Origin of the sequence: Nocardia arseniciresistens (assembly GCF_046764875.1) — a bacterium.
Lineage (GTDB): Bacteria > Actinomycetota > Actinomycetes > Mycobacteriales > Mycobacteriaceae > Nocardia > Nocardia arseniciresistens.
The window spans coordinates 1-25,454 of record NZ_JBKORD010000026.1; the positions used below are offsets into that span (position 1 = coordinate 1).

22 protein-coding genes, 1 tRNA gene and 1 pseudogene are annotated in these 25,454 nt (G+C 64.4%); 11 read left to right on the plus strand and 13 right to left on the minus strand.

Annotated features, from left to right (window positions below):
- Positions 1-154: pseudogene (locus ACLMAJ_RS34795) on the minus strand (inositol-3-phosphate synthase); the annotation flags it as partial.
- 431 nt (positions 155-585) lie between these two features.
- On the opposite strand from ACLMAJ_RS34795, the gene ACLMAJ_RS34800 reads away from it, so the two are divergent.
- The 3 genes from ACLMAJ_RS34800 to ACLMAJ_RS34810 all read left to right on the plus strand — a co-directional run bounded on the left by ACLMAJ_RS34800 (position 586) and on the right by ACLMAJ_RS34810 (position 4,953).
- Positions 586-1,593, plus strand: coding sequence for a Gfo/Idh/MocA family protein (locus tag ACLMAJ_RS34800; RefSeq protein ID WP_412018143.1), 1,008 nt, complete (start codon positions 586-588; stop codon positions 1,591-1,593).
- Entirely contained in the window at positions 1,590-2,726 is a 1,137-nt protein-coding gene (locus ACLMAJ_RS34805) for a Gfo/Idh/MocA family protein (protein ID WP_412018144.1), read from the plus strand. Before ACLMAJ_RS34800 ends, ACLMAJ_RS34805 begins: the two co-directional genes overlap by 4 nt.
- Positions 2,727-2,814: 88 nt before the next feature.
- Positions 2,815-4,953: a BTAD domain-containing putative transcriptional regulator gene (locus ACLMAJ_RS34810; RefSeq protein WP_412018145.1), complete on the plus strand. Its 2,139-nt coding sequence runs from the start codon at positions 2,815-2,817 to the stop codon at positions 4,951-4,953.
- 133 nt (positions 4,954-5,086) lie between these two features.
- Here the strand turns inward: ACLMAJ_RS34810 and ACLMAJ_RS34815 are convergent, their stop codons facing one another.
- The 4 genes from ACLMAJ_RS34815 to ACLMAJ_RS34830 form a co-directional block, all read right to left on the minus strand.
- Positions 5,087-6,412, minus strand: a complete 1,326-nt coding sequence (locus ACLMAJ_RS34815) for a PucR family transcriptional regulator (RefSeq protein ID WP_412018146.1) — start codon at positions 6,410-6,412, stop codon at positions 5,087-5,089.
- A gap of 438 nt (positions 6,413-6,850) precedes the next feature.
- Positions 6,851-7,948, minus strand: coding sequence for a scabin-related ADP-ribosyltransferase (locus ACLMAJ_RS34820; RefSeq protein WP_412018147.1), 1,098 nt, complete (start codon positions 7,946-7,948; stop codon positions 6,851-6,853).
- A gap of 238 nt (positions 7,949-8,186) precedes the next feature.
- On the minus strand, positions 8,187-8,513 hold the full coding sequence (locus ACLMAJ_RS34825; protein WP_412018148.1) for a hypothetical protein: 327 nt from the start codon (positions 8,511-8,513) through the stop codon (positions 8,187-8,189).
- A 34-nt stretch (positions 8,514-8,547) separates the two neighbouring features.
- Complete coding sequence (locus ACLMAJ_RS34830) at positions 8,548-10,719, minus strand: hypothetical protein (protein WP_412018149.1); 2,172 nt, start codon at positions 10,717-10,719, stop codon at positions 8,548-8,550.
- A gap of 496 nt (positions 10,720-11,215) precedes the next feature.
- Here ACLMAJ_RS34830 and ACLMAJ_RS34835 point away from each other — a divergent pair, with 496 nt between their 5' ends.
- A complete protein-coding gene (locus tag ACLMAJ_RS34835; RefSeq protein WP_412018150.1) occupies positions 11,216-12,793 on the plus strand; it encodes a DUF2235 domain-containing protein in 1,578 nt (525 codons plus the stop codon).
- Between the two features lie 75 nt (positions 12,794-12,868).
- Here the strand turns inward: ACLMAJ_RS34835 and ACLMAJ_RS34840 are convergent.
- Positions 12,869-12,942: transfer RNA gene (locus tag ACLMAJ_RS34840), tRNA-Met, on the minus strand.
- Positions 12,943-13,086: 144 nt separating this feature from the next.
- On the opposite strand from ACLMAJ_RS34840, the gene ACLMAJ_RS34845 reads away from it, so the two are divergent.
- The gene (locus tag ACLMAJ_RS34845; protein WP_412018151.1) at positions 13,087-14,157 is read left to right on the plus strand and encodes a DNA polymerase III subunit beta family protein; all 1,071 of its coding nucleotides are present in this window, start codon (positions 13,087-13,089) and stop codon (positions 14,155-14,157) included.
- 34 nt (positions 14,158-14,191) lie between these two features.
- On the opposite strand, the gene ACLMAJ_RS34850 is transcribed toward ACLMAJ_RS34845, so the two are convergent.
- Positions 14,192-15,241, minus strand: a complete 1,050-nt coding sequence (locus ACLMAJ_RS34850; RefSeq protein ID WP_412018152.1) for an RNA-guided endonuclease InsQ/TnpB family protein — start codon at positions 15,239-15,241, stop codon at positions 14,192-14,194.
- Positions 15,242-15,476: 235 nt separating this feature from the next.
- Between ACLMAJ_RS34850 and ACLMAJ_RS34855 the strand changes: the two genes are divergently transcribed.
- The gene (locus ACLMAJ_RS34855; RefSeq protein WP_412018153.1) at positions 15,477-15,950 is read left to right on the plus strand and encodes a hypothetical protein; all 474 of its coding nucleotides are present in this window, start codon (positions 15,477-15,479) and stop codon (positions 15,948-15,950) included.
- Positions 15,951-15,991: 41 nt separating this feature from the next.
- Here the strand turns inward: ACLMAJ_RS34855 and ACLMAJ_RS34860 are convergent, their stop codons facing one another.
- Positions 15,992-16,717 carry a hypothetical protein gene (locus tag ACLMAJ_RS34860; protein ID WP_412018154.1) on the minus strand — a complete coding sequence of 242 codons (726 nt, stop codon included), beginning with the start codon at positions 16,715-16,717 and terminating at the stop codon, positions 15,992-15,994.
- Positions 16,718-16,948: 231 nt separating this feature from the next.
- The gene (locus ACLMAJ_RS34865; protein WP_412018155.1) at positions 16,949-17,422 is read right to left on the minus strand and encodes a MarR family winged helix-turn-helix transcriptional regulator; all 474 of its coding nucleotides are present in this window, start codon (positions 17,420-17,422) and stop codon (positions 16,949-16,951) included.
- An 80-nt stretch (positions 17,423-17,502) separates the two neighbouring features.
- Here ACLMAJ_RS34865 and ACLMAJ_RS34870 point away from each other — a divergent pair, with 80 nt between their 5' ends.
- Positions 17,503-18,756: an FAD-dependent oxidoreductase gene (locus ACLMAJ_RS34870; protein ID WP_412018156.1), complete on the plus strand. Its 1,254-nt coding sequence runs from the start codon at positions 17,503-17,505 to the stop codon at positions 18,754-18,756.
- On the opposite strand, the gene ACLMAJ_RS34875 is transcribed toward ACLMAJ_RS34870, so the two are convergent.
- Positions 18,729-20,240, minus strand: a complete 1,512-nt coding sequence (locus ACLMAJ_RS34875; protein ID WP_412018157.1) for a flavin-containing monooxygenase — start codon at positions 20,238-20,240, stop codon at positions 18,729-18,731. The genes ACLMAJ_RS34870 and ACLMAJ_RS34875 overlap by 28 nt on opposite strands.
- Before the next feature lie 69 nt (positions 20,241-20,309).
- Here ACLMAJ_RS34875 and ACLMAJ_RS34880 point away from each other — a divergent pair, with 69 nt between their 5' ends.
- The 4 genes from ACLMAJ_RS34880 (at position 20,310) to ACLMAJ_RS34895 (ending at position 24,558) form a co-directional block, all read left to right on the plus strand.
- On the plus strand, positions 20,310-21,326 hold the full coding sequence (locus tag ACLMAJ_RS34880) for an AraC family transcriptional regulator (protein WP_412018158.1): 1,017 nt from the start codon (positions 20,310-20,312) through the stop codon (positions 21,324-21,326).
- A gap of 233 nt (positions 21,327-21,559) precedes the next feature.
- Positions 21,560-22,120 (plus strand): YdcF family protein, encoded by a 561-nt coding sequence (locus tag ACLMAJ_RS34885; protein WP_412018232.1) that lies wholly within the window; start codon positions 21,560-21,562, stop codon positions 22,118-22,120.
- A 100-nt stretch (positions 22,121-22,220) separates the two neighbouring features.
- Positions 22,221-23,813, plus strand: a complete 1,593-nt coding sequence (locus ACLMAJ_RS34890) for a GMC oxidoreductase (RefSeq protein ID WP_412018159.1) — start codon at positions 22,221-22,223, stop codon at positions 23,811-23,813.
- A gap of 10 nt (positions 23,814-23,823) precedes the next feature.
- Positions 23,824-24,558 (plus strand): VIT1/CCC1 transporter family protein, encoded by a 735-nt coding sequence (locus tag ACLMAJ_RS34895; RefSeq protein WP_412018160.1) that lies wholly within the window; start codon positions 23,824-23,826, stop codon positions 24,556-24,558.
- An 88-nt stretch (positions 24,559-24,646) separates the two neighbouring features.
- Here the strand turns inward: ACLMAJ_RS34895 and ACLMAJ_RS34900 are convergent, their stop codons facing one another.
- From ACLMAJ_RS34900 to ACLMAJ_RS34910, 3 genes are read right to left on the minus strand one after another with little or no spacing between them, the layout of a single operon-like run.
- Positions 24,647-24,820, minus strand: a complete 174-nt coding sequence (locus ACLMAJ_RS34900) for a CsbD family protein (protein WP_412018161.1) — start codon at positions 24,818-24,820, stop codon at positions 24,647-24,649.
- Between the two features lie 23 nt (positions 24,821-24,843).
- Complete coding sequence (locus ACLMAJ_RS34905) at positions 24,844-24,999, minus strand: DUF6131 family protein (protein ID WP_412018162.1); 156 nt, start codon at positions 24,997-24,999, stop codon at positions 24,844-24,846.
- Positions 25,000-25,001: 2 nt separating this feature from the next.
- Positions 25,002-25,442 carry a hypothetical protein gene (locus tag ACLMAJ_RS34910; RefSeq protein ID WP_412018163.1) on the minus strand — a complete coding sequence of 147 codons (441 nt, stop codon included), beginning with the start codon at positions 25,440-25,442 and terminating at the stop codon, positions 25,002-25,004.
- Positions 25,443-25,454: the final 12 nt, after the last annotated feature.

Below are 25,454 nucleotides of genomic sequence, written 5' to 3' on the forward strand. Positions count from 1 at the left end.
GGTACTTACCGAACTTGACGTGCATAAGGCCGGGCACGGTCGCGGTTTCGTCGGCGTCCTTGTAGTACTGCACACCCTGGACCAAAGAAGATGCGCAGTTGCCCACGCCCACGATGGCCACCCGCACCCCACCACTACCCACACTGTCGACCATCGGTCACTCCCTACTCGGTGCGAAACGGATCGCCCGTTTATCGCGATCAGCTACGCGAACCCGAAGCACATCAGACAAGCGGCCGAACAATTGCTTCCGGTCGACGCTGACGAATCCCAGGCAGCTACGACTGTAGGAGTGGCACCTGACAACAATGACGCAGCCGCCACGCGGCTACCAGACCGAAAACCGCAGGGTGACGATGTCCCGCACCCAGGAATCCGATCGAGTGCGGAGCAGGTATGGGTTAGTGCGGAGGCAATGGTGATGATCACGCGAACGACCCGTTCGGTGCCGGTGAAATCCGTTCTCCCGTAGCTATCCCGTAGCGCCTCCGATCGCTGCTCTCCGATAGCCGAAACATGTGACTGTGTCGCGCGAGCGGTGCCCCCGACACTGGAACCGAAGAATGCGATCAGCAGGGAGCGGATGTGCGGGTAGGACTACTCGGTGCCGGACGAATCGGTGCATTTCATGCGAGCACGCTCGCGGCGACATCCCGGGTCGAGTCGCTGACACTGTGGGACCCACGCGCCGACGTCGCGCGAGTCATTGCGGAGCGAGTGGGCGGGCGCGTCGCGGAATCTCCTTCCGCGTTGCTCGGCGACCGGCTGGACGCGTTGCTGATCTGCTCGCCCTCGACCACCCACGAGGACATCCTCGCCGAGGCCGTGCACAAGGGCATACCCACCTTCTGCGAGAAACCGGTGGCCACCACCCTCGACGCGACGGCGCGGCTGCGCACCCTGGTCGAATCCACCGATGTGCCGGTGACGATCGGATTCCAACGACGTAGTGACCCCGGCTACCGGGCGCTGCGCCAACGCGTCGTATCAGGCGAACTCGGCAAGCTGTATCTGGCACGCATGATCTCCGCCGACGAAGCTCCGCCGCCGGCGGAATACCTGGCCTCCTCCGGCGGGCTGTTCACCGATCAAAGCGTGCACGACTTCGATATCGTTCGCTACATCACCGGTGCGGAGATCGTGTCGGTGTACGCGACCGGCGCGGCTCTCACCGGAGCCGCCGGGTTCGCCGAGACCGCCGACATAGACACTGCTGTCACTGTCCTGACACTCAGCAGCGGCACGATGGTCTCGCTCACCAGTTCTCGGCACAGTGCGGCCGGCTATGACGTGACCTTCGAACTGGCAGGCAGCAGCAGCGTCGCAACGGTTTCAATGGCTACCCGCCGACCCGCCGCGGACGGAGTGGCCGATGTCGTCGCCTCCGACGGGGGATTTCTGGCCACGTTCGCCGACGCCTACCGGGCCGAGGTCGGCTATTTCCTCGACTTCATCGAGGGGATCGGCGACAACCCCTGCTCGATGCGAGACGCATACATTGCTTTCTCGGTGGCACAAGCGGCGGATCACAGTCGGCGCAGCGGGATTCCGGTACGGATCGACCAGCATACTTTGGACGGGATTTTACGATGACTCTCGGGATCGCACTGATCGGCACGGGGTGGATGGCTCGTGCCCACACGCATGCGGTGCGGGCCTTGCCTGATCTCGGCCTCGACTTGCCGGACGTCCGCCTTGTCACGGTGGCGAGCCGGGACAAAGCCAGGGCTGGCTGGGCGGCGGACCGACTCGGCTATCAGCACGCTACGGACGACTGGCGGGCGGCCATCGATGATCCCGGCGTCGATATTGTGGTCAACGTCGCTGCCAATGAATCGCACGCGCAGCCATCGATCGCCGCGTTGAGTGCGGGTAAGCATGTGGTCTGTGAAAAACCGCTGGCTATCGATGCGACTACCGCGGCGACAATGGCCGCGGCCGTGCCGTCCGATTCGGTCGCCGTGTGCGGATACAACTATCGCTTCGTTCCGGCGCTGCGGCTTGCCCGCGACCTGATCAAGGAGGGTCGGCTCGGGACCATCCGTCATGTGCGGTTGAGCTATTTGCAGGACTGGGCAGCCACCGCCGCCGCTCGCGACGGCTGGAAGTTCACCGATCCGGTGGCGGGTAACAGTGTCGCCGACTACTCGCACATCATCGACCTGCTGTGCTGGCTGGTCGATGAGCCGACCCGGGTATGCGCGAGCATAGCCACGCTGGCCGAGCCCGAGGCGCCCGCGGGTCTGCGCCGGGCCGAGCCCGGCACCGACCACGAGGACTGGTACGCGGCGCTGGTCGAACTCACCTCGGGCGCGACCGCAGTGCTCGAGGCGTCCCGGGTTGCCACGGCCAGTAAGGGGCGCCAACTGGTGGAGATTTTCGGGTCGGAAGGGTCGCTGCGCTGGGATATGGAGGACATGAACCGACTGCACGTCGCGCAAACACGTGACGATGAACAAGATCCGCGCACCGCAGGTCCACGCGCAGTGCTGGTAACCGAACCTTGTCAGCCTTTCATGGAAGCCTGGTGGGCGCCTGGCCATATCCTCGGCTGGGAGCACACCCTTGTACATCAGTGGATCGCGGTGCTGAACCAGATCACAGGGCAGGGCAGCACCGACGATCGGGCCGCGTCTTTCATCGACGGCCTGCGTGCCTGCCGGATTACCGACGCGATTCGCCGTTCCGCCGCGGACGAGGCTTGGTGCTCGATCGAGCGGGGGTAAAGGGCCGGGGTATACGGCTTCCAAATGACATTCCACAAGCGTTCTGTCATGATCGACCACGCAGGGGTCAACTGAGGCGTGGGATCGCATGGTCGATGATGAAATCAGTGGCAGCCCCGGACAATTGGCAGCAATAGTACGGATGTATCGGCGTCGCTCGGGTCTGACTCAGCAGGAGACAGCTGAGTCTGCCGGACTGAGCGTCGGTGCCCTACGTGATCTCGAACAGGGCCGAGTGGCCCGCCCTCGCGGATCGACGCTGCGCAGGCTCGGGGACGTGCTCGAACTGTCCCATGGCGAACTCACCGAGTTGCTGTGCGAGGTCAACGACGGTATCGCTGTCGGCCTGCGCATAGAAGTGCTCGGCCCACTCCGGGTTTGGGCGCACGGCAAGATCATCGACCCCGGGTCGGAAACACAGCAGCTACTGCTGGGCATGCTCGCGCTGTCGCCGAACCATCCGATACCCAGGAACGCGCTGCTCGGAGTGATCTTGGGTGACGGTCGAGAAGGCATGCGGGGTCAGGCCGGGCATTTGCTCCAATCTCGCATCTCGCGGCTGCGCAAACGCCTACAGCCCGACCAGTCGGAGTCCGGCCCCGACGACGTCCTCGCGGCGGTGCACGGCGGCTACCGTCTGTCGGTAGCCGACGGACAGCACGACCTGAAAATCTACTACCGCACGGTGATTCGAGCCCGTGCCGCCCGTGAGCACGGAGACCTCACCCTGGCCTGCGAACTCTTCGCCGAGGCAGCCCGGCTGTGGCGAGGCGAGCCATTGACGGGGCTAGACGCTCTGCAATCTCATCCGACAGTGGTGCGGCTGGCGCACGACTATCGGAGGGTTGTCGTCGAGTACGCGGCGGTCGCCGCCGAGCTCGGTCGATACGACGAGGTACTGCCCTTGCTGTGGAAGGCGGCCGATACCGACCCGTTGAACGAGGCTGTCCATCGTGAACTGATGCTCGCGCTGACAGGCGCTGGGCAGCAGGCCGCCGCGCTCTCCGTTTTCGATACGCTGCGCCATCGTCTCGCCGACGAGCTCGGCACCGATCCTGGACCGCGCTTGACCGCCGCCTATCACCGCATACTGCGCCAGGAAGTCGCTGCGCCGGAGCCGGAGCCGATCACGGCCCATCGCCAACTCCCGCCCGCGATAACCGATTTCACCGGGCGGGCGGCGCAACTGCGGGAACTGCGGGACGCCCTGCCCGCGCCGGGCGAGAGCGACTCGATGACGATCTGTGCGGTTCTCGGCATGGGCGGGGTCGGCAAGACCAAGCTGGCGGTGCAAATGGCGCACGGATTGCTCGCCGAAGGACGCTACCGCGACATCCAACTCCATGTGGATCTGCACGGCTATGCGAGTCTGCCGGCCGCAGAGCCTGCGGTAGTACTGGGGTCGTTCCTGCGCTTGCTGGGAGTGTCGAGTGACCGGATGCCCGCGAGCCTCGACGAACGATCCGCGCTATACCGGGATCGCCTCTACAACAAGCACGCACTGGTGCTGTTGGACAACGCCGCGTCCGAGAGTCAACTGCTTCCGCTGCTCCCCGCCGGACCGAACAATCTTGTCTTGGTCACCAGCAGGCGGACGCTGTGGCTGGATGGCGCCCACGCGTTGTCGCTGCCCGAGTTCACGGCGGATGAGGCGCGGCGAATGTTGGTACGTGCCCTCGGCGAGGCCAGAGTGGCCGCCGAACCCAACGCTGTCGACCAGGTGCTGAACCGCTACGGCAGACTTCCGCTCGCGGTAGCCCTGGTTGCACGACGGCTGCAATCCCGCTCGACCTGGTGTTTCGCCGATTTCCTCGAACGACTGGACGAGGTCGGTGGCCCACTGAACGAGCCGATCCGAGGCAGCAGGCACCTGCGGACCGTCTTCGACCTTTCCTATCAGGCGCTCGACCCCGCCCATCAACGTTTGTTCCGGCTGCTCGGATTGCACCCTCGTGACAATTTCACCTTGTACTCCGTTGCAGCCCTTGCCGGTCTCACCCCGGCGCAGGCCCGGCAGCAACTGGACCGTCTGGTCGACGAGCACATGGTCGTGGAGGTAGGCAGACAGGACTATCGGTTGCCCGGTTTGCTCGCCGACTACGCCCGCGACCGCGCCGCGAACACCGAACCCCCACAGGAGCGGCGATCCGCGCTCACCCGTCTGCTGACTTCTCGTTGCACCGTTGCCCCGAGTACTTGGCACGATGATCTGTCATCTACACCGTAGGAAGCGTTCCGTTGCACGCGTCAGGGACCGCAGTTGTGCCTCCCTCTGAATTCTGTTGTGCCCGTGGCTGTTTCGCACGATCGCCGAAGTGGCCCGCTAGTTCGGCCGCGACGACGACCCCGAAAGATCGAGGCTAGACATCGTCGGAGGGCTTACTCAGAACGCTCGCGCCGAGGAAACGGCACACCTGCAGGGCCAGCGCGATATCTAGTTTGTCGGCCGGGGCGGTGCTGCCACGGGTTGCCTTTATCGCCTTGGTAATCCGGTACTTGACGGTGTTGCGGTGCACGGTGAGACTTTGCGCGGCGTGCACATGGCTCTCGCCCTTGGCGTAGTAGGTGCTGAGCGTATGGCGCAGGGTTGCCGCCTGTTCGGTGTCGTCGGCGAGTTCCCCTAGAACCTCGCGCACCCAAGCTCTGGTGGAGCCCAGATCCTTGGCCAGGAGGGAGACCACTGCGACGCCCGGGTCCCCGAACCCGACTACGGGACGAGACGACGGCGAGCCGGGTACGGTCGCGACGAAATAGGCGGCACCGGCCTGTTGATGCGAGCGGCGGAATCCTTGCGGGCCATGGCCGGGCAGCCCGACGGCAAGACGAGTGCCATCGGTGATGTTCGCGATCGCGTACAGCTCGGCGGCATCGGTGACAGGGTGATGCCGACCGAACGGCAACCATACCCACGCTGTTCGCCGGTCGATGGCCGTGACGATCGGAGGGCCGTTGGTGCGCATGGCCCGTGCGATAGTGCGCGCCTGGGTGTCCAGGCCGTTGAACGCGCCCGACTGCTCAGGGCCGGGACGCCACAAGATCAGCGCCAGGTGGGTTCGGCTCAGGCGGTAGCCGGTCTCGCTTTCGAAGGCGCCGACGTCGGGTCGGTCAGCGGAGAGTAGGGCGTGCACAGTAGACGAACGCACGCCGCCGCGGGCGTTCACCCACCGGATGCGTTCAGCCTCATAGGCATCGAAGACGTAACGAGTAATCCATTCGATGTAGCTGTAGATGATCTCGGTGAGTCGTTTGATGACGGCCATTGCCATCGGCGCAGGCAGCTCTCGGCGGTCGATTTCGTCGTAGCAGATGCTCAGCATCTCATGCTGGCCCATGTGATATGCACGTACCAAAGAGTTGGACGGAACGTCGCGCTGAGCCAGCCGGAGCGCGTATTCGACGGATGCGGTGGTCGGTTGGAGACGGTCGACGGGAATATCGTTGACCAGTACGTGGATGACAGTGGCGAGATTGCCGTGCACACTGGCCTCGAGCATTTCCCCCAGTTGCGGATCGTCGAGCTGGTCGATTTCGCGAGCCATCCGGGTACTCATTCTCTCGGTGATCTCGCGTTCGCGCGACTTCAGCTCACGGGCCATCTCCGCTATCGCCATGACGACCTCGGCATCGGTCACGACCGATACGCGCGACGGCTGGCGCTGATGGAATGGCACTGGGGAGAGAGACATGATGCGCCTACTGCCTAATTCGTGGGCGATGCCGCGTCCGCAAGCACCGCAGCCCGACTCGGGGGCGTGCCGGCCGCCTACGCCGTGCACACCTGCTCGGGGTGGAATGGCAAGCAGAGGATCTGCCGCCGACAGCGACTACCGACCATGGTCGTACCGCATTGGCCGTGGAATCGAGCATCTGAGCCTCCGGGGATGGACGGCTCGGTGGGAGCCCGCGACCGTTGATAACGAATGCCCGCTCCACGTAGCACGGAACGCGACCGTTGAGCAACAGCGTTTTGGCCGAATACTAAGGCCTGCACACGGAATCCGCGCACGATGTGCCGCGCACCCAGCCCTCGTGCTCATTCTTCGGTGAAGACCTCCCAGCGGGTTCGACCCGCAAAAGAGTGGTCGTGCCCACCGCCGCGCGGCAACATCCATCCGGAGCCGTGATCATGATGATGACGAGACCGCCGGGGACTCCATCGGGCGTACCCACGGACCGGTGTCGTCACGGACGCCGGAGGCGGCTCCGGCCGGTACAAAGTTCGGGTTCTCGATCATCCCGGCACTCGGGTCGTTCTTGTCCCGCAGCACGCCCATCACTTTGTCCGCCGGAATTCCGTCTTCGACCGCTATCTCGTTCTCGGGTGCGATAAGTCTTCCGTCCCGCATCAGATTCCAGTCATCGATATTCACAGCTCCAGTGACATCCTGGATTACGTAGACATACCCGTCCGCTCCATACCCGTGCGGACCGTCCGCATGGTGGGCGGCGTTGGCGGGGCTGGTCGAGGTTGCGACATAAGCGGAGTCGCCGTATTCGCCCTGATGATCGCCGAGGTCACGGTTGTCACCTCTCGGTGCGAAGCCTTGTTCGAATATCACTTCCGGGGGCCGTGTATCTCCGCGATACAGACGTCCCATATACGGCACCAAGCGAGGATCGACTGAGAACGGAAGACCGAAGCCGCCCTCTCTGGCCTGTCGTTCGAGTCGATCAGCCAGTTCCCACATGCCCTGGTCATACTCACGGCCGGTAATCCCTCGACTTTCGAGGCCGGCGCGCTGAAGCCGCATGGCCTCAGCCCAGGTCGCCTCGTCCAACACCAAATCGGCGACCGACGAGTTCGGATTGAAGGTCGCGGGCATGCGATGCTGTGCCACGTAGCTTCGTATGTCCTGGTAGCTGGGCGGCGGATCGGCGTCGATCACGAACACCGGCCGTTCGGGCGTTTCGACGCGTGCCGGTTGCACGGTGTCCATCTCGTCGTCGGCGCGGACACCGTCCTGGTCGGTGTGGCGAGGTTCCTCGGCACGTGGTCGCGGTGCCGAACCATCCTGACCACTGTCATTGTGGGTGAATTCCCTTCCCGCGCTACGGACGAGAGCCGCGCCACTGCTGTCCCCATCGTCCGCTCCGGTCGCGACGCCCCGCATGTTCCCGGTCGTGCCGAAATAGCGGGACCTGATGATGAACGCCGCTTGCCCGGCGATATTGCGGGCACGCCCGGTGGCGGCCATCATGGCATCTATAACAGCCCTATTCATCCGGGTCCTCACACGTTCGTCCGCCACCGCGTCGCAACAGCTAGCACTCGGAGTCGAAGTACAACCCGTTCCCCAGGGTAACGAAAAACGGCCCGGAACAACGTGTTCCGGGCCGTTTCTGTAGTAGCGGGGACAGGATTCAGAATTGAGTGCTCAGGCGTTCCCGCCGGGTTGCGTCGGAGAGGGACGGCGCGTCGTGGATGTTGTGCAGCGCAGGTCAGTACGAGCCAACTCGGCTTCAGAACAGAGGTTCCGTCGGAGCGGGACCTAGTTCGAGGCGCTTGCTTGTCGGATCGAGTTGGCACCGCAGCCGAATTCCGGTTCCAGCGGTGAGGTCGACCTGATACGAGGCCGATCCACCGCCGCGTGACAACACCTCGACAGAGACGGGTCCCGTTTTTTCGACCGGAACGGCGACAACGTCGGCCAGACCGACCGAGTAGTTGGTCGTGAGGCCGGCTCCGTGCCAGACCTCACGACCGTCCACAAGAACCCGTAGGTCGTCGTCCTCGAATCCTTCGCCGATCTCGAGTTCTAGACCTTGATCGGATTCTCTGGGTTGCACCGGATCCTCACCTCTCACTTATTCAGTCCGAATTTCACTTCTTCAGTCCGTCGACGATGTGCGCCGGTACATGCTTCGAGCGAGCGAACTTGACCGCATCCTCGCGTGTCTGGTTCGCGGCGGCGGTATCGCCCTCGATGCGATAGCCCGTGGCGAGTCGCGACATGACATCCAGAACCGTGAGGTCGTCGATGCCCTTGTCGCCTTTGGACGCGCTGATGACCGCCGACAGATGCTTCTCCGCGCGCTCCATGTCGCGGGGCCGCACCTCGACGGTGCCGTCGGGTGCAACCCGCGTGAACTCCCGCGCCGCGTTGGTGCCGAGCGCAAAGTCGGCGTAGACGGCGTTGGGATTCTTGGGGTGTTTTTCGAGGAGCGTTTCGAGGGCCTCCGTTCCGGCGGCGAGGTACTCGGAGTCGGTGCCTTTCAGGGTGAACACCATGCCGACATCGTTGGTGAGCAGGAGTTCGGCAACATCGTCCTCCTCCCGGGTTCGGGGTGCGCCGATCCTGATGGTCTGTCGCCGCGAGACCACCTCGCTTCCATCCGGCGTCGCGTAAACCGCCTGCACGTGATAGGTACCCGGATCCTCGAATACCTGCCCGACCACGGCGTCATAGCCGATGTAGGCGCTCACCGCCACGTTGTCACCAGCGTGCACGGGCACCAGTTCCGGTTCCGCGCACGCCGTCACCGATGGCCGGTGCACGAAGCGATCGCCGCGAGGACGATCGATCAACACTGTGACAACACCGAACTTCGGGTGCAGTTGTTCGGAAGTGTGGACTTGCTGCTCGGACTGCGACGTGAGCTGGATCTCCAAGACCACGGGCGTCCCGAGCATGGGATGGCTGGGGACTGCTGTGACGTCGAGCCGCAAACTCGTGGACGTGGGCTCGCCATTCGCCGAACTCTGGTTATTTTCCATGGCAGCGCCGGTGCCGAATGGGTTGCCGCCCATGATGACATCGTTTCGGAAGCCGTGCCGCAGATGCGCCAGTTCGAGCCTGTCGAATTGGAATGGGAAGGCGCCCCAGAACGCGGCTTCGCCTCCGGGGGCGGATCCTCCCGGCTGGTAATTGCGTGGATAGTTCATCCATGACAGCGAGCCCAGCCGGTTCGGGAGCGGGGGACTCATGCTTTCCTTGTGGAAGGAATGGAAAAGGTTGAAACAATGCCCGAGCTCGTGGACATTCACATAGAGCTGTTCACGCAAATTCTGCGCGGTCGGTGCGGAGATCGCCTGGTAGAAACTGGCGCACCCTTGCCGTTGCGGGCCCTGCTGGTCGAACATGATTCCGCGAAGGCCGGTGCCGAATGAGTGTCGCATTGCGTGCAACAACCACACCTGGAACTGGGGGACGTCACGGAACCGTGAAAAATGTGTCTCCATTGCGTGGTGCAGGCTGGCATTGTTCCAGACATGGTTCGCCGGTGTCGCGATGATGTTGTCGCGGCCGGTCCCGAGGATTTGGATACCGGCCTCCAAGTAGGCGCCCGCGGTGGAGAGCACCCGGGCCGGTCCACCGCTGGGTAGCGAACCGGTGTTATAGCTGGTGAACGAAGGCACTCCGGCCTCGATGTCCTGTTCCAGTGCGACCGTCCGGAACGCGGCCGATTCGTGGCCGCAGACATATGTTGCTCCGGTTGCCCCACTGGGGGTGCTCCAGCGGAGGGTCGCTGGGGCCGGCGGCTGGAGGATCGTGGTTCGGGGAATGATGACTGTGGCCACCGTGAACGTCGTGGACCAAGTCTGGCGTGCGGTGCCCCTGATGATGATCTGTGTTGGCGTGGCAGAAATGGTGGTGGCATCGACGGTCCATGAACCGAAGTACGAGGTCACGCCGCCGGAAATGGTGTAGTAGTCACCACTCAACTTGCCGAGCGGGTTGTTGCCGTCCACGTCGACTCGCAGTTCGAGCTGGAATCCGGCAATCGGCGATCGATATCGACCGCTGACCTTTTGAACGAGAAGGCCGGCTCGTTGCTCGGCACGCCTCGCAGCTTCGTCGCGTTCGAGTATCGTGGGCGGCTCTTGCTCCGCCTCCGGTTCGAGGAGACCGACCCCGTCGCCGGCGGGGTCGGTCGCAGACGGCAGCCCTGCCTCGACAGCCCATTTCGACCGTGCGGCGTCGAGCTTCGCTGAATCGATGTCGACCGTATTCTCTTCTACGGGCACTGCATTCGGATCGATCACAGAAGTCATGTTTTATCGCTCCTTGCGTGCTCAGAGGTGAGTGATTACTCGCTGGCTTCGTGAACGCGTTGCCGCTCGCCGGTGGAAGTCCGGTGCGGGTAGCTATCAGAAGGACCTGCGATTCAACCGCTGGAACCGGCAGAGCCAAGACCTACGTCAGTGATCACACTCCTCCAGTTCGCGAGTCGACGCGGTTGAGGTGATGCGATGCGGATAGCGTTTCCGTGCAGCGCAATTTCCACATCCGGGTGGGGCTTGGCGCTCGTCAGAGATGTTGGCGCACTGATCTGTCCGCAAATATCGGACAGGCAGGGAATGTGGCCACGTCCTCATAGATATTGCAGTTCGAGCTAGCGGATTGATGCTACCCAGCTATCGTTGCGGAAGTCGAGTCTCCGTTTATCGCTGAACGATCGCAGCTCGGCTATTTCTATGTTCAACGAGTGACAACCGCGCAACCGTTCACACCACTCCACAGGAATCGTCCGCGTACCCAGGAGGTGCAATGATGCGTCGACTCGTCATGTGCTGCGATGGCACTTGGAACACGCTGGGCCAGTTGGCGGTTACGAATGTGCGCCGTTTGTACAACGCCCTCGCCGATACCGCGACGGACGGGGAGGAACAGCTGAAGTGGTACCGGCCCGGAGTCGGGACCGAGAGCGGTGGTCTGGCCGGCTGGCTGCTGGGAGGAGTAGCCGGGGTCGGGTTGTCGAGCAACGTGATGGACGCCTACCACTGTCTCACCACCACCTACCGACCTGGGGACAGAATCGCGCTGTTCGGTTTCAGTCGCGGCGCCTACACCGCACGCAGCCTCGCCGGGCTGATCGCGGCGTGCGGGCTGATCGATACCACGTGCTCGGACGAAGACGAGGGCTGGCGTCAGATCCGGCAGCTGTACCACCGGCGTTACCGCCTGCGGCGGGCCGCCGATCAAGGGTGGCGCGACGCTCTCCGCTTCACCTACGACCCGGAGCAGAACGATCCGATTCCGGTGGACTTCATCGGAGTATGGGACACCGTCGGAGCGCTGGGTATCCCGGACAACCTGGGCTGGCTCAACCTGTTGGACCCCGCCCGTCGGCATGCCTTCCACGATGTGAGGCTCAATCCGGCCGTGCGCCACGGTCGCCACGCGGTGGCACTCGACGAGCAGCGGGGGCCGTTCACTCCGACGCTGTGGTCCGACCCGGCGCCGAACCAGGACATCAAGCAGGTGTGGTTCCCTGGCAGCCACATGGACGTGGGTGGTGGCCACCCGGAGACGGGTCTGAGCGACGGCGCGCTGAAATGGATGATCGACGAGTCACGCGCCGCGATCGGACTCGAATTCAGCAAGGAGGTCGAGGACCAGATACGGCCCGACGCGCTCGGCACGCTGCACGATGACAACCAAGGCGTCTACGGCTTGCTCGAGCCGTTGTACGAGCCCTTTCTTCGCCCGCTACTGGAGTCTGTTTGGGAGCCGCGACCCCGCGCCGCCCCCGAGATCGACAAGGACGGGAACAACCCCTTGCTGCACCGGTCGGTGTATGAACGTCACCAGACTCCACCGATCACCAGCGGCCCGTACCGGAGCACCCGGACACTCGCACCAGGTGAGTCCAGCACGGTCAGCGTGTCCGCACGTGATCCGTGGAACTGGACGGGCCTCTACCTCGAGGCCGGCGACTACACCTTCGCTGCGCGGGGTCGGTGGAGGGATCTCGACACCCCGTCCGGGCCCGCCGGCACCACCGGCTGGCGTCGCTTCCGCCCCGGCGAGGTTTTGCGCTTGGCCAGCACGCTGGTCGGTCAGGGCGAGCGGTTGTTCCAGCGCGTAACCCGCAACCCTAGGGCCAACTTCCTGCTGACCCGCCGGGACGAAGGCATGCCATGGATGTCGCTGATCGGCGTCGTCGCCAACGACGCGATCCCGCTCGAGGGCGCACAGGCTCTCCACCAGCGCATCGCCATCGGTGCAGGAACCAACCACCGGATATGCCACTCCGGGTACCTGTATGCATTCGCCAACGACGCGTGGAGCTTCTACGACAATAACCGGGGCAGTGTACAACTCGAGGTGACCAGGAAGGGTTGATGGCGATAAAGGTCTAGAAGACCGAAAAATGGCCCAGGTCAGAGAGATTGAAATCTCTCTGACCTGGGCCGTTTGTAGCGGGGACAGGATTTGAACCTGCGACCTCTGGGTTATGAGCCCAGCGAGCTACCGAGCTGCTCCACCCCGCGTCGGTAATTCCAGTGTACTCGACTTGCGAGAGCCCTTTTACCAACGGCCTGGTCAGGTTTCAGCGAGGTCGGCGGGCGGCGCGGCGGAGGTGGCGCGGAACGCGGTGTTGACCTTCCGGTTACCTGAAGCTTCATGATGGCCGAGTGGCAGGTTTCGGGTCGGATGAGTTGATCACTATCGGGGTACTGGCGCGGGCGAGTGGGCTTACCCCGAGTGCGTTGCGGTTTTACGACGACTGCGGGCTGTTGGCTCCCGCCAGGGTCGATGAGGTCACCGGGTATCGGTATTACGGCGAAGCTCAGTGCGGACGGGCGGTAATGATTCGGCGGCTCCGAGGGATAGGGGTGCCGCTGGAGGTCATTGCCGAGGTTTTGGCCAGCGATGTCGAGAGGGCGGAGCAGTTGCTCGATGCGCATGTGCTCGACCTGCGGCGGCGAGCGGATGACGCGGCCGAAGTTGCGCGCGCGATCAAGGAGACGCTCGGGGATGAGGCAACGGCGCGGGTCGGCGCGGCCGCCGCGACACTTGCCGCAGCCATCGAGCAAATGTGTTCCGCTGCGGCTCGTACCGATGAAATACCGGTACTCACAGGCATTTTGATAGAGGCGAGCGGCAGTTCGTTGACGTTGACGGCGACCGATCGGTACCGGCTTTCGACCAGGACGCTCGCGCTGCGGCGGCCGGTCGATGACTGGTCGCTGGTTGCCGAGGCGGGTGATCTCGCGTCGATCGGGTCTTGGCTTGGTGAGGTCGAGGACGCCACCGTGGCGGCCGTGGCGGGAGAGCTCGTCTTTGTCGGCGGCCGCGTCGAACGCCGATGCCGCACGATCGATGAACCGTTCCCGGACTACCGCGCGATGCTGGCGGGGTTGACACCGGTGCGGACACGTGTGGTTGTGGCACGTGACCAGCTGCTGGAGATGATCGAGGGCGACGACACGATCGCCTTCTCCGTCGACGCCTCGGAGTTGATCGTGTCCTGTGGCGACGGTCGGGCCGGGCGACTGCTCGCGACAGTGACCGGCCCCGGCATCGCTCTCGCCTTCGCGCCGACCACCCTGTTGCCCGCGATCGGAGCCGCGCTCGGCCCCGAAATCATGCTCGACATCGCCGCTCCCCACTTACCGGTCCTCCTGCGATCGGCGACCGACGGCGACCTCACCACGCTGGTGATGCCCATAAACAATTCGAACCCGAAGGGACACAGCAATTAACGCTTCCCCTGCCTGAAGGCAGGAGATTCACAGCTCAGACCGCAACCGAACCACCCACCCGAAGGAGGTGACCCGCTTGTCTCACACCCTCAACACTGCTGTGGCCACGCTCTGCCACAACCAGAAGCACCCTGGCAGCGTTCCGATCCCGACAAGCGGTGAAGCCACACTCGGAGCATCGGAAAGTTCTCTCGTCCAGGTCAAGTCGCTTGGTTCTCGCGAAACACTCACTGCACGTCATCGACGTAAAAGCAGGCTGAACCAACACCACCCTCCGGCCAGCCCGCACACCACACTCGACCAACACCCGCTTCGCCGCACCAATCGCCGCATCCGCCGCCTTACGAGCCAACGTGGCCTTCGCCAAGAACTTCGGCTTGAAATCCTCCACCGCGATCAATCCATGCTCGGCGACAACACGTTTCGCCCACACCCGCGAATTTTGCCGCGCCGCTTTCTTATGCAACTTCGCCGCCTCATGGGCGGCCCGCTTGTAACCGCGAGACTGCGGGCCACGCTGACCGCTGCGCCGCCGCGCCATACAGCGTTGCGCTTTTGCGAGTTCCGCCGCGCACCGTTTCCGATAACCCAGAAACGGCAGATCGAACCGCGTGTCGGTGGTCGTGGCTGTGACACTCACACCCCAGTCGACACCGACACCCTCAACCGCTGGTATCGCTTCCACTTCACGGCGGACGACGAACGAGGCATACCAATACCCCAGACTGTCCCGGGTGACACGAACCGACGTGGGTTCGGACGGCAGGTCCCGCGACCAGATCACTGGGATGGAAACGCCTTTCGGCAGCAGCAGCCTGCCCTCGCGGATGCTGAACCCACGCACGGTGTACTCCAGCGACGGCAACACCTTCTTCCGCGCTTTGAACGCCGGTCGCCCGCGCCCTTTCACCTTGAACGAATGATCAAGGGCTTGCGCGTATGTGCGCAGTGTTTGCTGCTGGGCGACTTGGGACCCGGCCCGCAACCACGAGGTCCTGGCACGCGCCTCGGTCAGCAGCTTCCCGAGTTTGGAGAAGGTAGGACGGTCACCCGATTTCTGTTGATACACAGCCTCATTCCACACAAACCGGCACCGATCCCACTCCGCGAGCAGTGCCCCGCCTGCACACCAGGCCGCAGCCGATAGCTGTAACGCACCACCTCCCCCATACCTGACAACCTAACCGACCCCACCGACAAACCGCCCCGACCTAACCTCTGGAAGGAGGACGGCGCTTCCTCTCCCCCGTAAACGAGGGAGCATCCGCGCCACACACCCGATGACTACCTCGACCACATCTGAATCGCCGAACGAGACGATGGCGGCAATCACCCGTGCGGTCGCGCTTGGTCGCAAAGGCTCTACCAGCGGTGCTCGCGCCGCTCTGCTCGAGATCTGGGATTCGCTCGGACCACAGGGCGATCCGCTGCACCGCTGCACATTGGCGCACTACCTGGCCGATCTGTACGAAGATGCGGCGCAAGCGCTTTCTTGGGACATCCGGGCGCTGGACGCGGCCGACAGCCTGACCGCCGAGCGCATGGGGCAATACGATTCCCAGGTCGATGTGCGCGGCTTCTACCCGTCACTGCACCTGAACCTGGCGGACAACTATCGGCGGCTCGCCTCCTTCGACGCCGCGCGACGCGAGATCGACGCGGCCCGTGACTGTCTGCACACACTCGGCGACGATGGGTATGGAGCTGTCATTCGCAAGGCAGTCGCCGAGGTCGCCGAGTCGATTCGGTTGCAGGACACAGCGCGCAGGCAGTCCGCACCCGACGGGCGTTGAGGCGCAGCATGGTCCGATACGCGCCACAAAGTGCCGTCGCCTCACCTTCCGAATGACGCGGCCAGCGCCCCGCCCAAGATGAGTCTCGCCTGGATGGTGCCATCGGAGGCTTGGTCACCTTGCACAACAATCATGGTGCCGATGCGCACGTCAGAAGCGCGGGGGGAAGCCAACATCAGGACCCGAGTGCGCGTGTCGACCCGCACCAGGGCAGTGCTGCCGAGCACGCCTTCGACGGTAAGCGTCGACCCGTCGTTCGCGGTGACCTTCCCGATGGCCAATCCGCGGAAGAACTTAGTTGCCTTCGCGACCGGCGCGACCTTCGTGCTCGTTGGCGCGACAGGGGGCGCCTTGGCACTCGACGAGCTGCCGGTCGAGGTCGAGTTGTCTTGCAACATAAGAGGTAGCAGCCCGATGAAGATCAACAGCAGCACCCCGATCCCGATCAACAATCCGGTTCTGCTGGGCGGCTCCGGCTGTAGCTGTGGCTGTGGCTCTGGGTCCGGCTGTGGCTGCTCCGGCGGAAAATTCTCGCCGGTTTCGACGCTCGCCTTGCCGTAGAGCTCCTCGCCGGGCGAATACGGTACCGGCGGACCGAATACCGCCGTCTCGGGCATGGGACCCGGATTGCCAACCGTGCCTTCGCCGCGCCGCCCCGACTGCTCGCCACCGGCACCGACCCGCGCCGGCCCCGACACTGGCGCACGGCGCCGCTCGTTGGACCAAATCCTGGGCGGATCGGACCACGGTGTCTTCGGGGCGGACATTGATAAATTCTAGGTGAATGCCAAGCTCGGACCTATCGAACGGCACCATGCACAGTCGCTCTTATCGACTAATACAGTTGTGGCACTTGATATTTCGCGAACACATCGAGCACACGCTTCCCGACACTGGCAACAATCCAATCGCGAACGATGCATCGGCGTTCACGAGGCTACACACCAGCAAGCCGACGCACCCGATGACGGCGCGCGGTTTGCCCCTCCCCCGCCGTGCTAGACCCCCTCGGCGAGCGCGGCGATTCGGGATCGGTGACGTTCTTGGAGTTCGCGGGAACGGCGCAGGAAGTCGATGACGGTGCCCAGTTGAGCCGCGGTGTAGTGCGAGATTTCCCGTGCCCCTTCCTCGGCGATCGGGCCGTAGATCTGCATGATCGGAGACAGTGCCGTCTCGGTGATACGAATGAGCACCTTGCGGCGATCCCCCGGCTCGGGATGGCGCACAACATAGTCGAGTTTCGAAAGCCGATCGAGCATGGTCGTCACGCTGCCGCTGGTGAGACCGAGTTTCGCGGCGAGTTCGCCCGGGGTGGAGTCGCCGCCGAAAAGAATCTCCAGACAGCGCAGATCGGTCCTGTTGACGCCGAGGACCGCCGCGGCCGTCTGATCTACGGAGTCGACGGCGGCCTGTAGCGCCTGTGACTCACGACCGGCCTGCGCACGGAGCTCATCCAAATTTTCTCTTGACATTCAAACCTCTTGATAGTCAAACTACTTATGTCTTGATTATCAAGATACATCAGGACGAAGAGATCTAGAGGAGAGACACTATGAAGAAGGCACTGATCATCGGCGGCGGGATCGCGGGACCGGTGACCGCCATGGCCTTGCGGCAGGCCGGACTCGAGCCGATCGTGTGTGAGGCGTATGACGACGTGGCCGGAACGCAGATCGGCGCATACCTTACGGTCGCCGTGAACGGGCTTTCCGCGCTCGCGCTGCTGAACGCCCACAGCATTGTCACCGAGATCGGCCATCCGAGCGGCACATTGTCCTTCTCGACCAGCTCCGGTAAGCACATTACCGATATGCCGATCGGCGGAACCCTCCCCGACGGCACCGTCACCCACAGCGTCAAGCGGCGCGATATGTACCGAGCGCTCAATGCCGAGGCGGCCCGGCGCGGCGTGCGCTACGAATACAACAAGCGGTTGGTGAATGCGACGCCGACGGCACAGGGCGGCGTCAGCGCTACCTTCGCCGACGGAACGACCATCGAGGCCGACGTGCTGATCGGCGCCGATGGAATCCGCTCCCGTACAAGGGAAATCATCGACCCCACCGCACCGAAGGCACACTTCCTCGGGATTTACGGACTCGGCGGGTTCGTCACCGACCGCTCACTGCATGACGCACTCGGTCTGCGGCCCGGCGTTTACAGCATGATTTTCGGCAAGAAGGCATTCTTCGGCTATTTCGTCGCGCCGGACGGCGAGATCTGGTGGTTCGCCAATATGCCTCGCTCGCGCGAACTTTCACGATCCGAGAGCGAGAACACGACCCCGGCCCAATGGCGTGATCAACTCGTCGCATTGCTCTGGGCCGATCGCGGCCCGGCCGCGCGCATCGTGGCCGCGACTCCCGATGACACCTTCGTGCCCGGCTTCAACCAATACGACATGCCGACGGTCACAACGTGGCACAACGACAACATGGTTATTGTCGGCGACGCCGCACATGCGGTCGCCTCCTCCTCCGGCCAGGGCGTGTCCATGGCGGTCGAAGATGCCGTGATGCTGGCGACCTGCTTACGCGATATCCCCGACACCGCAACGGCATTGGCCGCCTACGAAGACCGTCGCAGGGAGCGGGTCGAGCGCGTGGTCGCCCACGGCGCGCAGACCAGCGGCGACAAGGCATCCAACGGCTTCGGTCGACTTCTGGTCCGGCTGGTCACGCCGTACTTTCTGAAGAAGGCGGCGAAAGCCGGTGTCGCACCACTGAACTGGATGTTCGATTACCGGATCAACTGGGGGCCGGAGCACCTCGCGCCTGGTCAGCCGGTGATCGATAGGTCACGTTGACGCACTGCGGAATTCGGGGTCGACTCGAGAGTCCTGTCCAGGTTGGTGCGCATGGTGGTCGCGGAGTCCAGCAGGTAGTTCTGCCGAACCTTCCACGGATGGCGGTCACCTTGACGGGGAAAGTCGCCGATGGAGCGTTGGACGTATCCGGAGGCGAGGTCGAGCAGGGGGCGCTCGGCGAGTTCGCCATCCGGCTTGGGCACCACCGCGGCATAGCCGTTCTTGTCCATGTGCTCGAGGATTCGGCAGACCAATCGCGAAGTCAGGTCGGCGCGCAGGGTCCACGAGGCATTGGTGTAGCCGATGCAGACCGCGAAATTGGGAACACCGGTGAGCAGCGCTCCCTGCCAGACGAATTGGTCCGACAGCGTCACGGTCCGGCCATCGACCTGCGGGGCGATGCCACCGAAGGCAAGAAGTTGCAGGCCGGTCGCGGTGATGATGATGTCGGCCTCCAGGATTCGGCCGGACTTCAGCCGAATACCTTCGGGGACAAAGGAATCGATGTGATCGGTGACGACCTCGGCTTTGCCCCGTTTCATCGCCTTGAAGAAGTCGGCGTCGGGGACGGCGCACAGGCGCTGATCCCAGGGGTCGTAGCTCGGGGTGAAGTGTTCGGCGACCGCCTTTTCGTCCTTCAGGATGCGGGTGGTCAGGTCGGTGAGCAGTTTGCGCGCGGCGGCGGGACGGCGGCGGCAGTACTGGTAGAAGCCGATGTTGAACAGGATGTTCTTGGTGCGGATCAGGCGGTGCGCGAGGTTGGGTGGCAGCGTCGCGCGCAGGCGGTCGGCCACCTTGTCGCGGCCGGGAACGGCGCTGATCCAGGTCGGCGAGCGTTGCAGCATGGTCACCAGTTCGGCCTTGTCGGCCATCGAGGGAATCAGGGTGACGGCGGTGGCGCCGCTGCCGATGACGACGACGCGCTTGCCCGTGTAGTCGAGGTCTTCCGGCCAGAACTGCGGGTGCACGATCTGTCCCGCGAAGGTGTCCGCGCCTGGGAAGTCAGGGGCGTGGCCGTGGTCGTAGTTGTAGTACCCGGCGCATGCGTATAGGAAGCCACAGGTCAGGGTGCGCTGCGCGGTGTTGCCCGCGGCGTCGCGCTGTTCGAGGGTGAGCGTCCAGCGGGCGGTGTCGGTGGACCAGTCCGCGGCGACGACCTTCGTCGCGTACCGAATGTGCCGATCGATGCCGAACTCCGTGGCGGTCTCCTGGACGTAGCGCAGGATCGACGGACCATCGGCGATCGATTTGGCGTCGCGCCACGGCTTGAACGGATAGCCGAGGGTGAACATGTCGGAGTCCGAGCGAACACCCGGATAGCGGAACAGATCCCAGGTACCACCGAGCGCGTCGCGCGCCTCGAGTACCGCGTACGTCTTGGTCGGGCACTCGGATTGCAGCCGGTGGGCGGCGCCGATCCCGGACAGTCCCGCGCCGACGATCACGACATCGAGGTGTTCCGGAGCTACGACAGTCTCGGTCATGACTCCAGTGTGGGAGGGTTTCGAGGCAGGTTCTTGACTTTGCGCGACAAGTATTTGACTCTGGACGACATGTCGGTGATTCGGTCCGCGGGACTGCGCGGCTTTCGCGCCACGGTGGCCGAGCTGGGCGGAGACGCCGAGCAGTTCGCCACCGCCTGCGGCCTGCCGATCGCCGCCCTCGACGCCGACGACATGCTGGTACCCGACCAGGCGGTCGCCGCGGTCCTGGAACTGGCAGCGCATCGGCTCGGCTGTCCCGATCTCGGCCTGCGCATCGCGCGCCGCCAAGACCTCGACATGCTCGGCCCGCTCGCGCTGGCCATCCGCAATTCACCGACCTTGGCCGATGTTGTCGAATGCTCCTCGCGCTATCTGTTCCTGCACGCCCGCTCATTGAGCCTGATCCTCGAGCCGGATCCGTATGGGGACCGCGGGGTGATCGCACTGCGCTACGGCGTGCAGCCCGGCTATCCGACACCGATCCAGGGCACCGACCTCGGCCTTGCCTTCGTGCATCGCACGATCCAACGCCTCGTCGATGATCGCTACGGTCTGCGCTCGGTCGAACTCCCCTACCGACCGGAGGCGCCGATCCAGACCTACGAAGAACTATTCGGGGCACCGGTGCGCGTCGATCGCCCCGCGGCGATCTTGCGGGTGCCGAGCAGCCTCGCGACGCGCGCACTGAGCGGCGGCGACGAAAACCTGCACCGCCTCGCCATGGCCTTCCTCGCCGAACAGTCCGGTGGCGCGAACGCGTCCATCGTCCCGCAGGTGCGCGCGGCCGTCCAACAGCTGCTCGGCACCGCTCCCCCCGAGATCGGTACCGTCGCACGGCTTCTGACCGCACACCCGCGCACCCTGCAACGCCGCCTCGCCATCGAAGGCACCTCTTTCGCCACCATCCTCGACACCGCCCGCCGCGATGCCGCGCGCCGTTACCTCACCACCACCGACATGCCCATGAGCCAAATCGCCTCCCTGATCGGCCTATCCGAGCAATCGACCTTCACCCGCTGCACCCAAAGATGGTGGGCCGCAACACCCACCGCCATCCGCCGCGAAGGTACCCACGGCCGCCCGTGACCCCGCCCCTTCCCTGAGTGGCTCCTGAGCGTGTGGGCTATTCGACGTCTCCGCCGACACCGAATTGTTTGCCCGGTGGCACGCTGGTCGGTATGACCGCTGTCTCCGACGACGAACTGGACCGCGACGCTCAGCCCGTGCACCTACCACAGCCGATGCCCGATGAGCCGCGGATCGCCTCTTACTCGTTCCGGCGCACGCGTTTGCGGCGTCCCCGCCCACCGCGCGACTTTATGTATCGTCGAAACGTGTCCGGCCTTCGACGAGCTGGTTTGCTGATCAGCACGCTGCTCGTTTTGGTATTCGTTCTCGGGCTGGCGGGCGTGCCGGTCTACATCCACCCACAGACCGATCCGCTGCGGAAGGCGGATGCGATCGTTGTGCTCGGCGGGACGGCCTACGAGCGCTTCGATATGGGCCTCGATCTCGCCGAGCGCGGATACGCGCCGCAGCTGCTGATCTCGCGGTCGACCGGTATCAACGACGCCGCGATGGACAAGTATTGTGCGGGCCGATTCGATTTCACGGTCAGCTGTTTCGTGCCGGATCCGTGGACGACCGATGGCGAGGCACAGGAGATCCGTCGGCGCACGGAGTTGTACGGGTGGCGTCACATCATCGTGGTGACCTACACCCCGCATGTGTCGCGGGCCAGGTACATCGTGAGCAAGTGCTTCGACGGCGAGTTGACCATGGTCGCGAGCCCAAGTGACTCCGGAGTGAAGTTCTGGACCTGGATGTACATCCGCCAGTCCGCGGGCTACATACGCGCATTCTTCAGCCGGGGCTGCTGAAGCACCGGCAAAGATACGGTCTGCCTCCTAAAGTGAACAGGACACGCGAGCCTGACAGGGGGGTTCGTGGCCGGGGTGTCTTGCGGGAGAGGAACCTCCGTTGCGTATCGATGATTTGCGATCGGTCGGCGACGACGAATTGGCCGCCGATCTGTGCATTGTCGGGTCGGGCCCGGCGGGGCTGACCCTCGCCGCCGAGCTGGCCGGAACGCCGCTGCGGGTGCTGGTGCTGGAGAGTGGCGGCCTCGAATTGTCCGACGAGGTGGACGCACTCGCCGATATCGACAATGTGGGTGCGCGCAGGGCCCAGTCGAACCGGGTCTCCGGCGATCGAATCCTCGGCGGCGCATCCCATACCTGGAGCGGACGCTGCGGGCTGCTCGACCAGCTCGATTTCAGTGACCGCCCTTGGGTTCCCCACTCCGGCTGGCCGATCGGCGCCAGCGAGCTCGCACCCTTCCTGGACCGCGCCGCCGAGCACATAGGGATCGGCTACGGCAGCGGCTTCACCGATGACGCGTTCTGGCGGTTGGCCGGTCGCCCGCAGCCGACCGACTCGCTCGATCCCGCTCGATTGCGCCCGTACTTCTGGCAGATCAGCCGGGATCCGGTGGATCCGTTCGACTGCAAGCGATTCGGCGCGCATGTGAAAGGTCTCGTCGCACCGAACATTCGGGTGTTCCTCAACGCGACAGTCACCCATATCGACACCGATCCCGACGGCGCTCGGGTGGATTCGGTCCAGGTGGCGGGGACCGAACCCCGGCCGCGAACCGTACGGGCCGCGACATTCGTGCTCGCCACCGGCGGCATCGGAAATCCACGGCTGCTGCTCGCCTCCCGGCGGGTCCGTCCCGAGGGCATCGGCAACCGGCACGACCTGGTCGGACGGTTTCTGATGGACCACCGCTGCGGCGCGGTCGGCGCGCTCGACCCATCCGTGGCGGACACCGTGCTCGAGCGTTTCGGCAAATACGTCGTGCGGACACCGCACGGCAAGCACACCTTTCTGCACGGTGTCGCACTGTCTCCCGATATCCAGGAGGCCGAAGGCCTGCTCAATTGCGCGCTGTGGCTACAGGAAGTGCCCGCCGAGGACGACCCATGGGATTCGGTGAAGCAGCTGCTGCGCGGCCGTGGCACCAGGCGCGACGCGAAGGTCGCGCTGGCCAACTCCGGTTTGCTGTTGTCCGGTGCGCGGCGCAGGCTCATCCAGCACACCGGATTGCCGCACCGGCTCGACCGAATCGAGTTGCGCTGCATGGTCGAACAGTCGCCGAACCCGGACAGCCGCGTCACGCTGGCCGACCGAGCCGATCGGCTCGGCATGCCGTTGGCCAGGATCGACTGGCGGGTGAACGCGCAGGAGGACACCGCTGTCCGTCGCGCGGCCGCGCTGGCGATCGGGGAATTCGCGCGCCTCGGCTTCCCCGCACCCGCCCTCTACGACTGGGCGCGCGAGGGGAGTACGTTGCCGCTCCAGCTCACCGACTGGGCACATCCGACAGGAACGACCCGCATGTCGGCGCACGCACGCGACGGGGTCGTGGATATCGACTGCCGGGTACACGGCGTGGACAACCTGTTCATCGCGGGCAGTTCGGTTTTCCCGACCACCGGGCATGCCAACCCGACCCTGACTATCGTGGCGCTCGCGGTCCGGCTGGCCGATACTCTGCGGACTTTGACATAGTGTGCGGCTCATGGACGAGACGACCGAGCCGGGCACCGGTGCGCCACATCCGCACGAGCCGCACGGCGAGGGCTTGGCGTCGAGGCTGAACTGGCTGCGCGCGGGCGTGCTCGGGGCGAACGACGGCATCGTGTCGACCGCGGGCCTGGTTGTCGGTGTCGCCGCGGCGACGACGAATACGTCGTCCATCTTCACCGCGGGCATCGCGGGGTTGAGCGCGGGCGCTATCTCGATGGCGGTCGGTGAGTACATCTCGGTCAGCACCCAGCGTGACTCGGAGCGCGCGCTACTGGCAAAGGAACGCAGGGAACTCAGCGAAGAACCGGACCTCGAATTGGCCGAACTGGCCGGCATCTACCGGGCCAAGGGCTTGTCGGCGGACACCGCACGGCAGGTCGCCGAGGAACTGACCGCTCACGACGCCTTCACCGCACACGCGGAGGCCGAGCTCGGACTGAATCCGAGAGAACTGACCAGCCCATGGCAGGCGGCCATTTCCTCGGCGATCGCGTTCACCCTCGGCGCGCTGCTGCCGCTACTGGCAATCCTGTTGCCGCCGACAACGGCTCGCATCCCGGTGACCTTCGCGGCGGTGCTTGTTGCGCTCGCGGTCACCGGCACCGTGAGCGCCCGCCTCGGTGGCGGCCGTCGCGGCAGGGCCGTTTTGCGTGTTGTCATCGGCGGCGCACTGGCTATGGCGATCACCTACGGCATCGGCCAGCTCGCCGATGTGTCCGGGATCTGAAACCCCCTGAGACACGGTGGTGGCCGAGGAGCGCGATCGCTCCTCGGCCACAGGGTCCACTACCGCAGACCTGACATCGCACACGCGGTCAGCGTTTGAAGGCGTCCTTCAGCTTGTCCGCAGCACGTTTCGCGTTGCCGCGAGACCGGTCTCGGCGTCCCTCCGCCTCGAGCCGAGCGTTTCCTGTCGCTGCGCCGAAGAACTTCTTGATGCTGCCCCGCGTCGTCTGGATTTGATGCGAGATTCTGTTTTCGATGCTCATATCATCCTCTGCTGTCCGGCGTTCTAGTAATAGTGACGTCGGCCGCCGACAGGGCGGCCCACCGATCCGGCTACGAACAGAACAGCTCCGATAATCAGCAGGATGATGCCGGCTGTGGTGAGCAATGGAATACCGATCAGGTATCCGACGACAAGCAGAATCAGTCCAAGGACAATCATTGTCATTTCCTTACTTTTTCGGCCGGGGCTGCCCCGGCAGGTTGGCGCATAAACCGGTTCCAGCTCCAGACCGACTTCTCGCCCGACGGCGAGCCTGCGGGTCGAGATGCGGGCGGCGCCTTGGCAGGCGGCGTGGCAGCAGGTGGCGTATCGCGGCGCACCGCGGCCACTTCCTTGCGTGTATGCCGTAGTTCGCGGCGCGTCGCCATGCCGCGTCGAGAACTGCGCCAGAAACCGGCCAACAGCAGGCTCAGCCCCAGCATCCCGACGGCGCCGACAGCCGCTCCGTAGCCGAACAGCTGCCCGGCATTGGCGGTGAAGTGATAGTCGAACATGGCGAAATCATTCGTGGACGTGCTCACTTCGCCCATGTTGGCCGCTACACCGGCCACGCCGATGATTACCGCGGCGATCAGGACGACGAGTCCGATAAGTATGATCATGATAATCCCGTT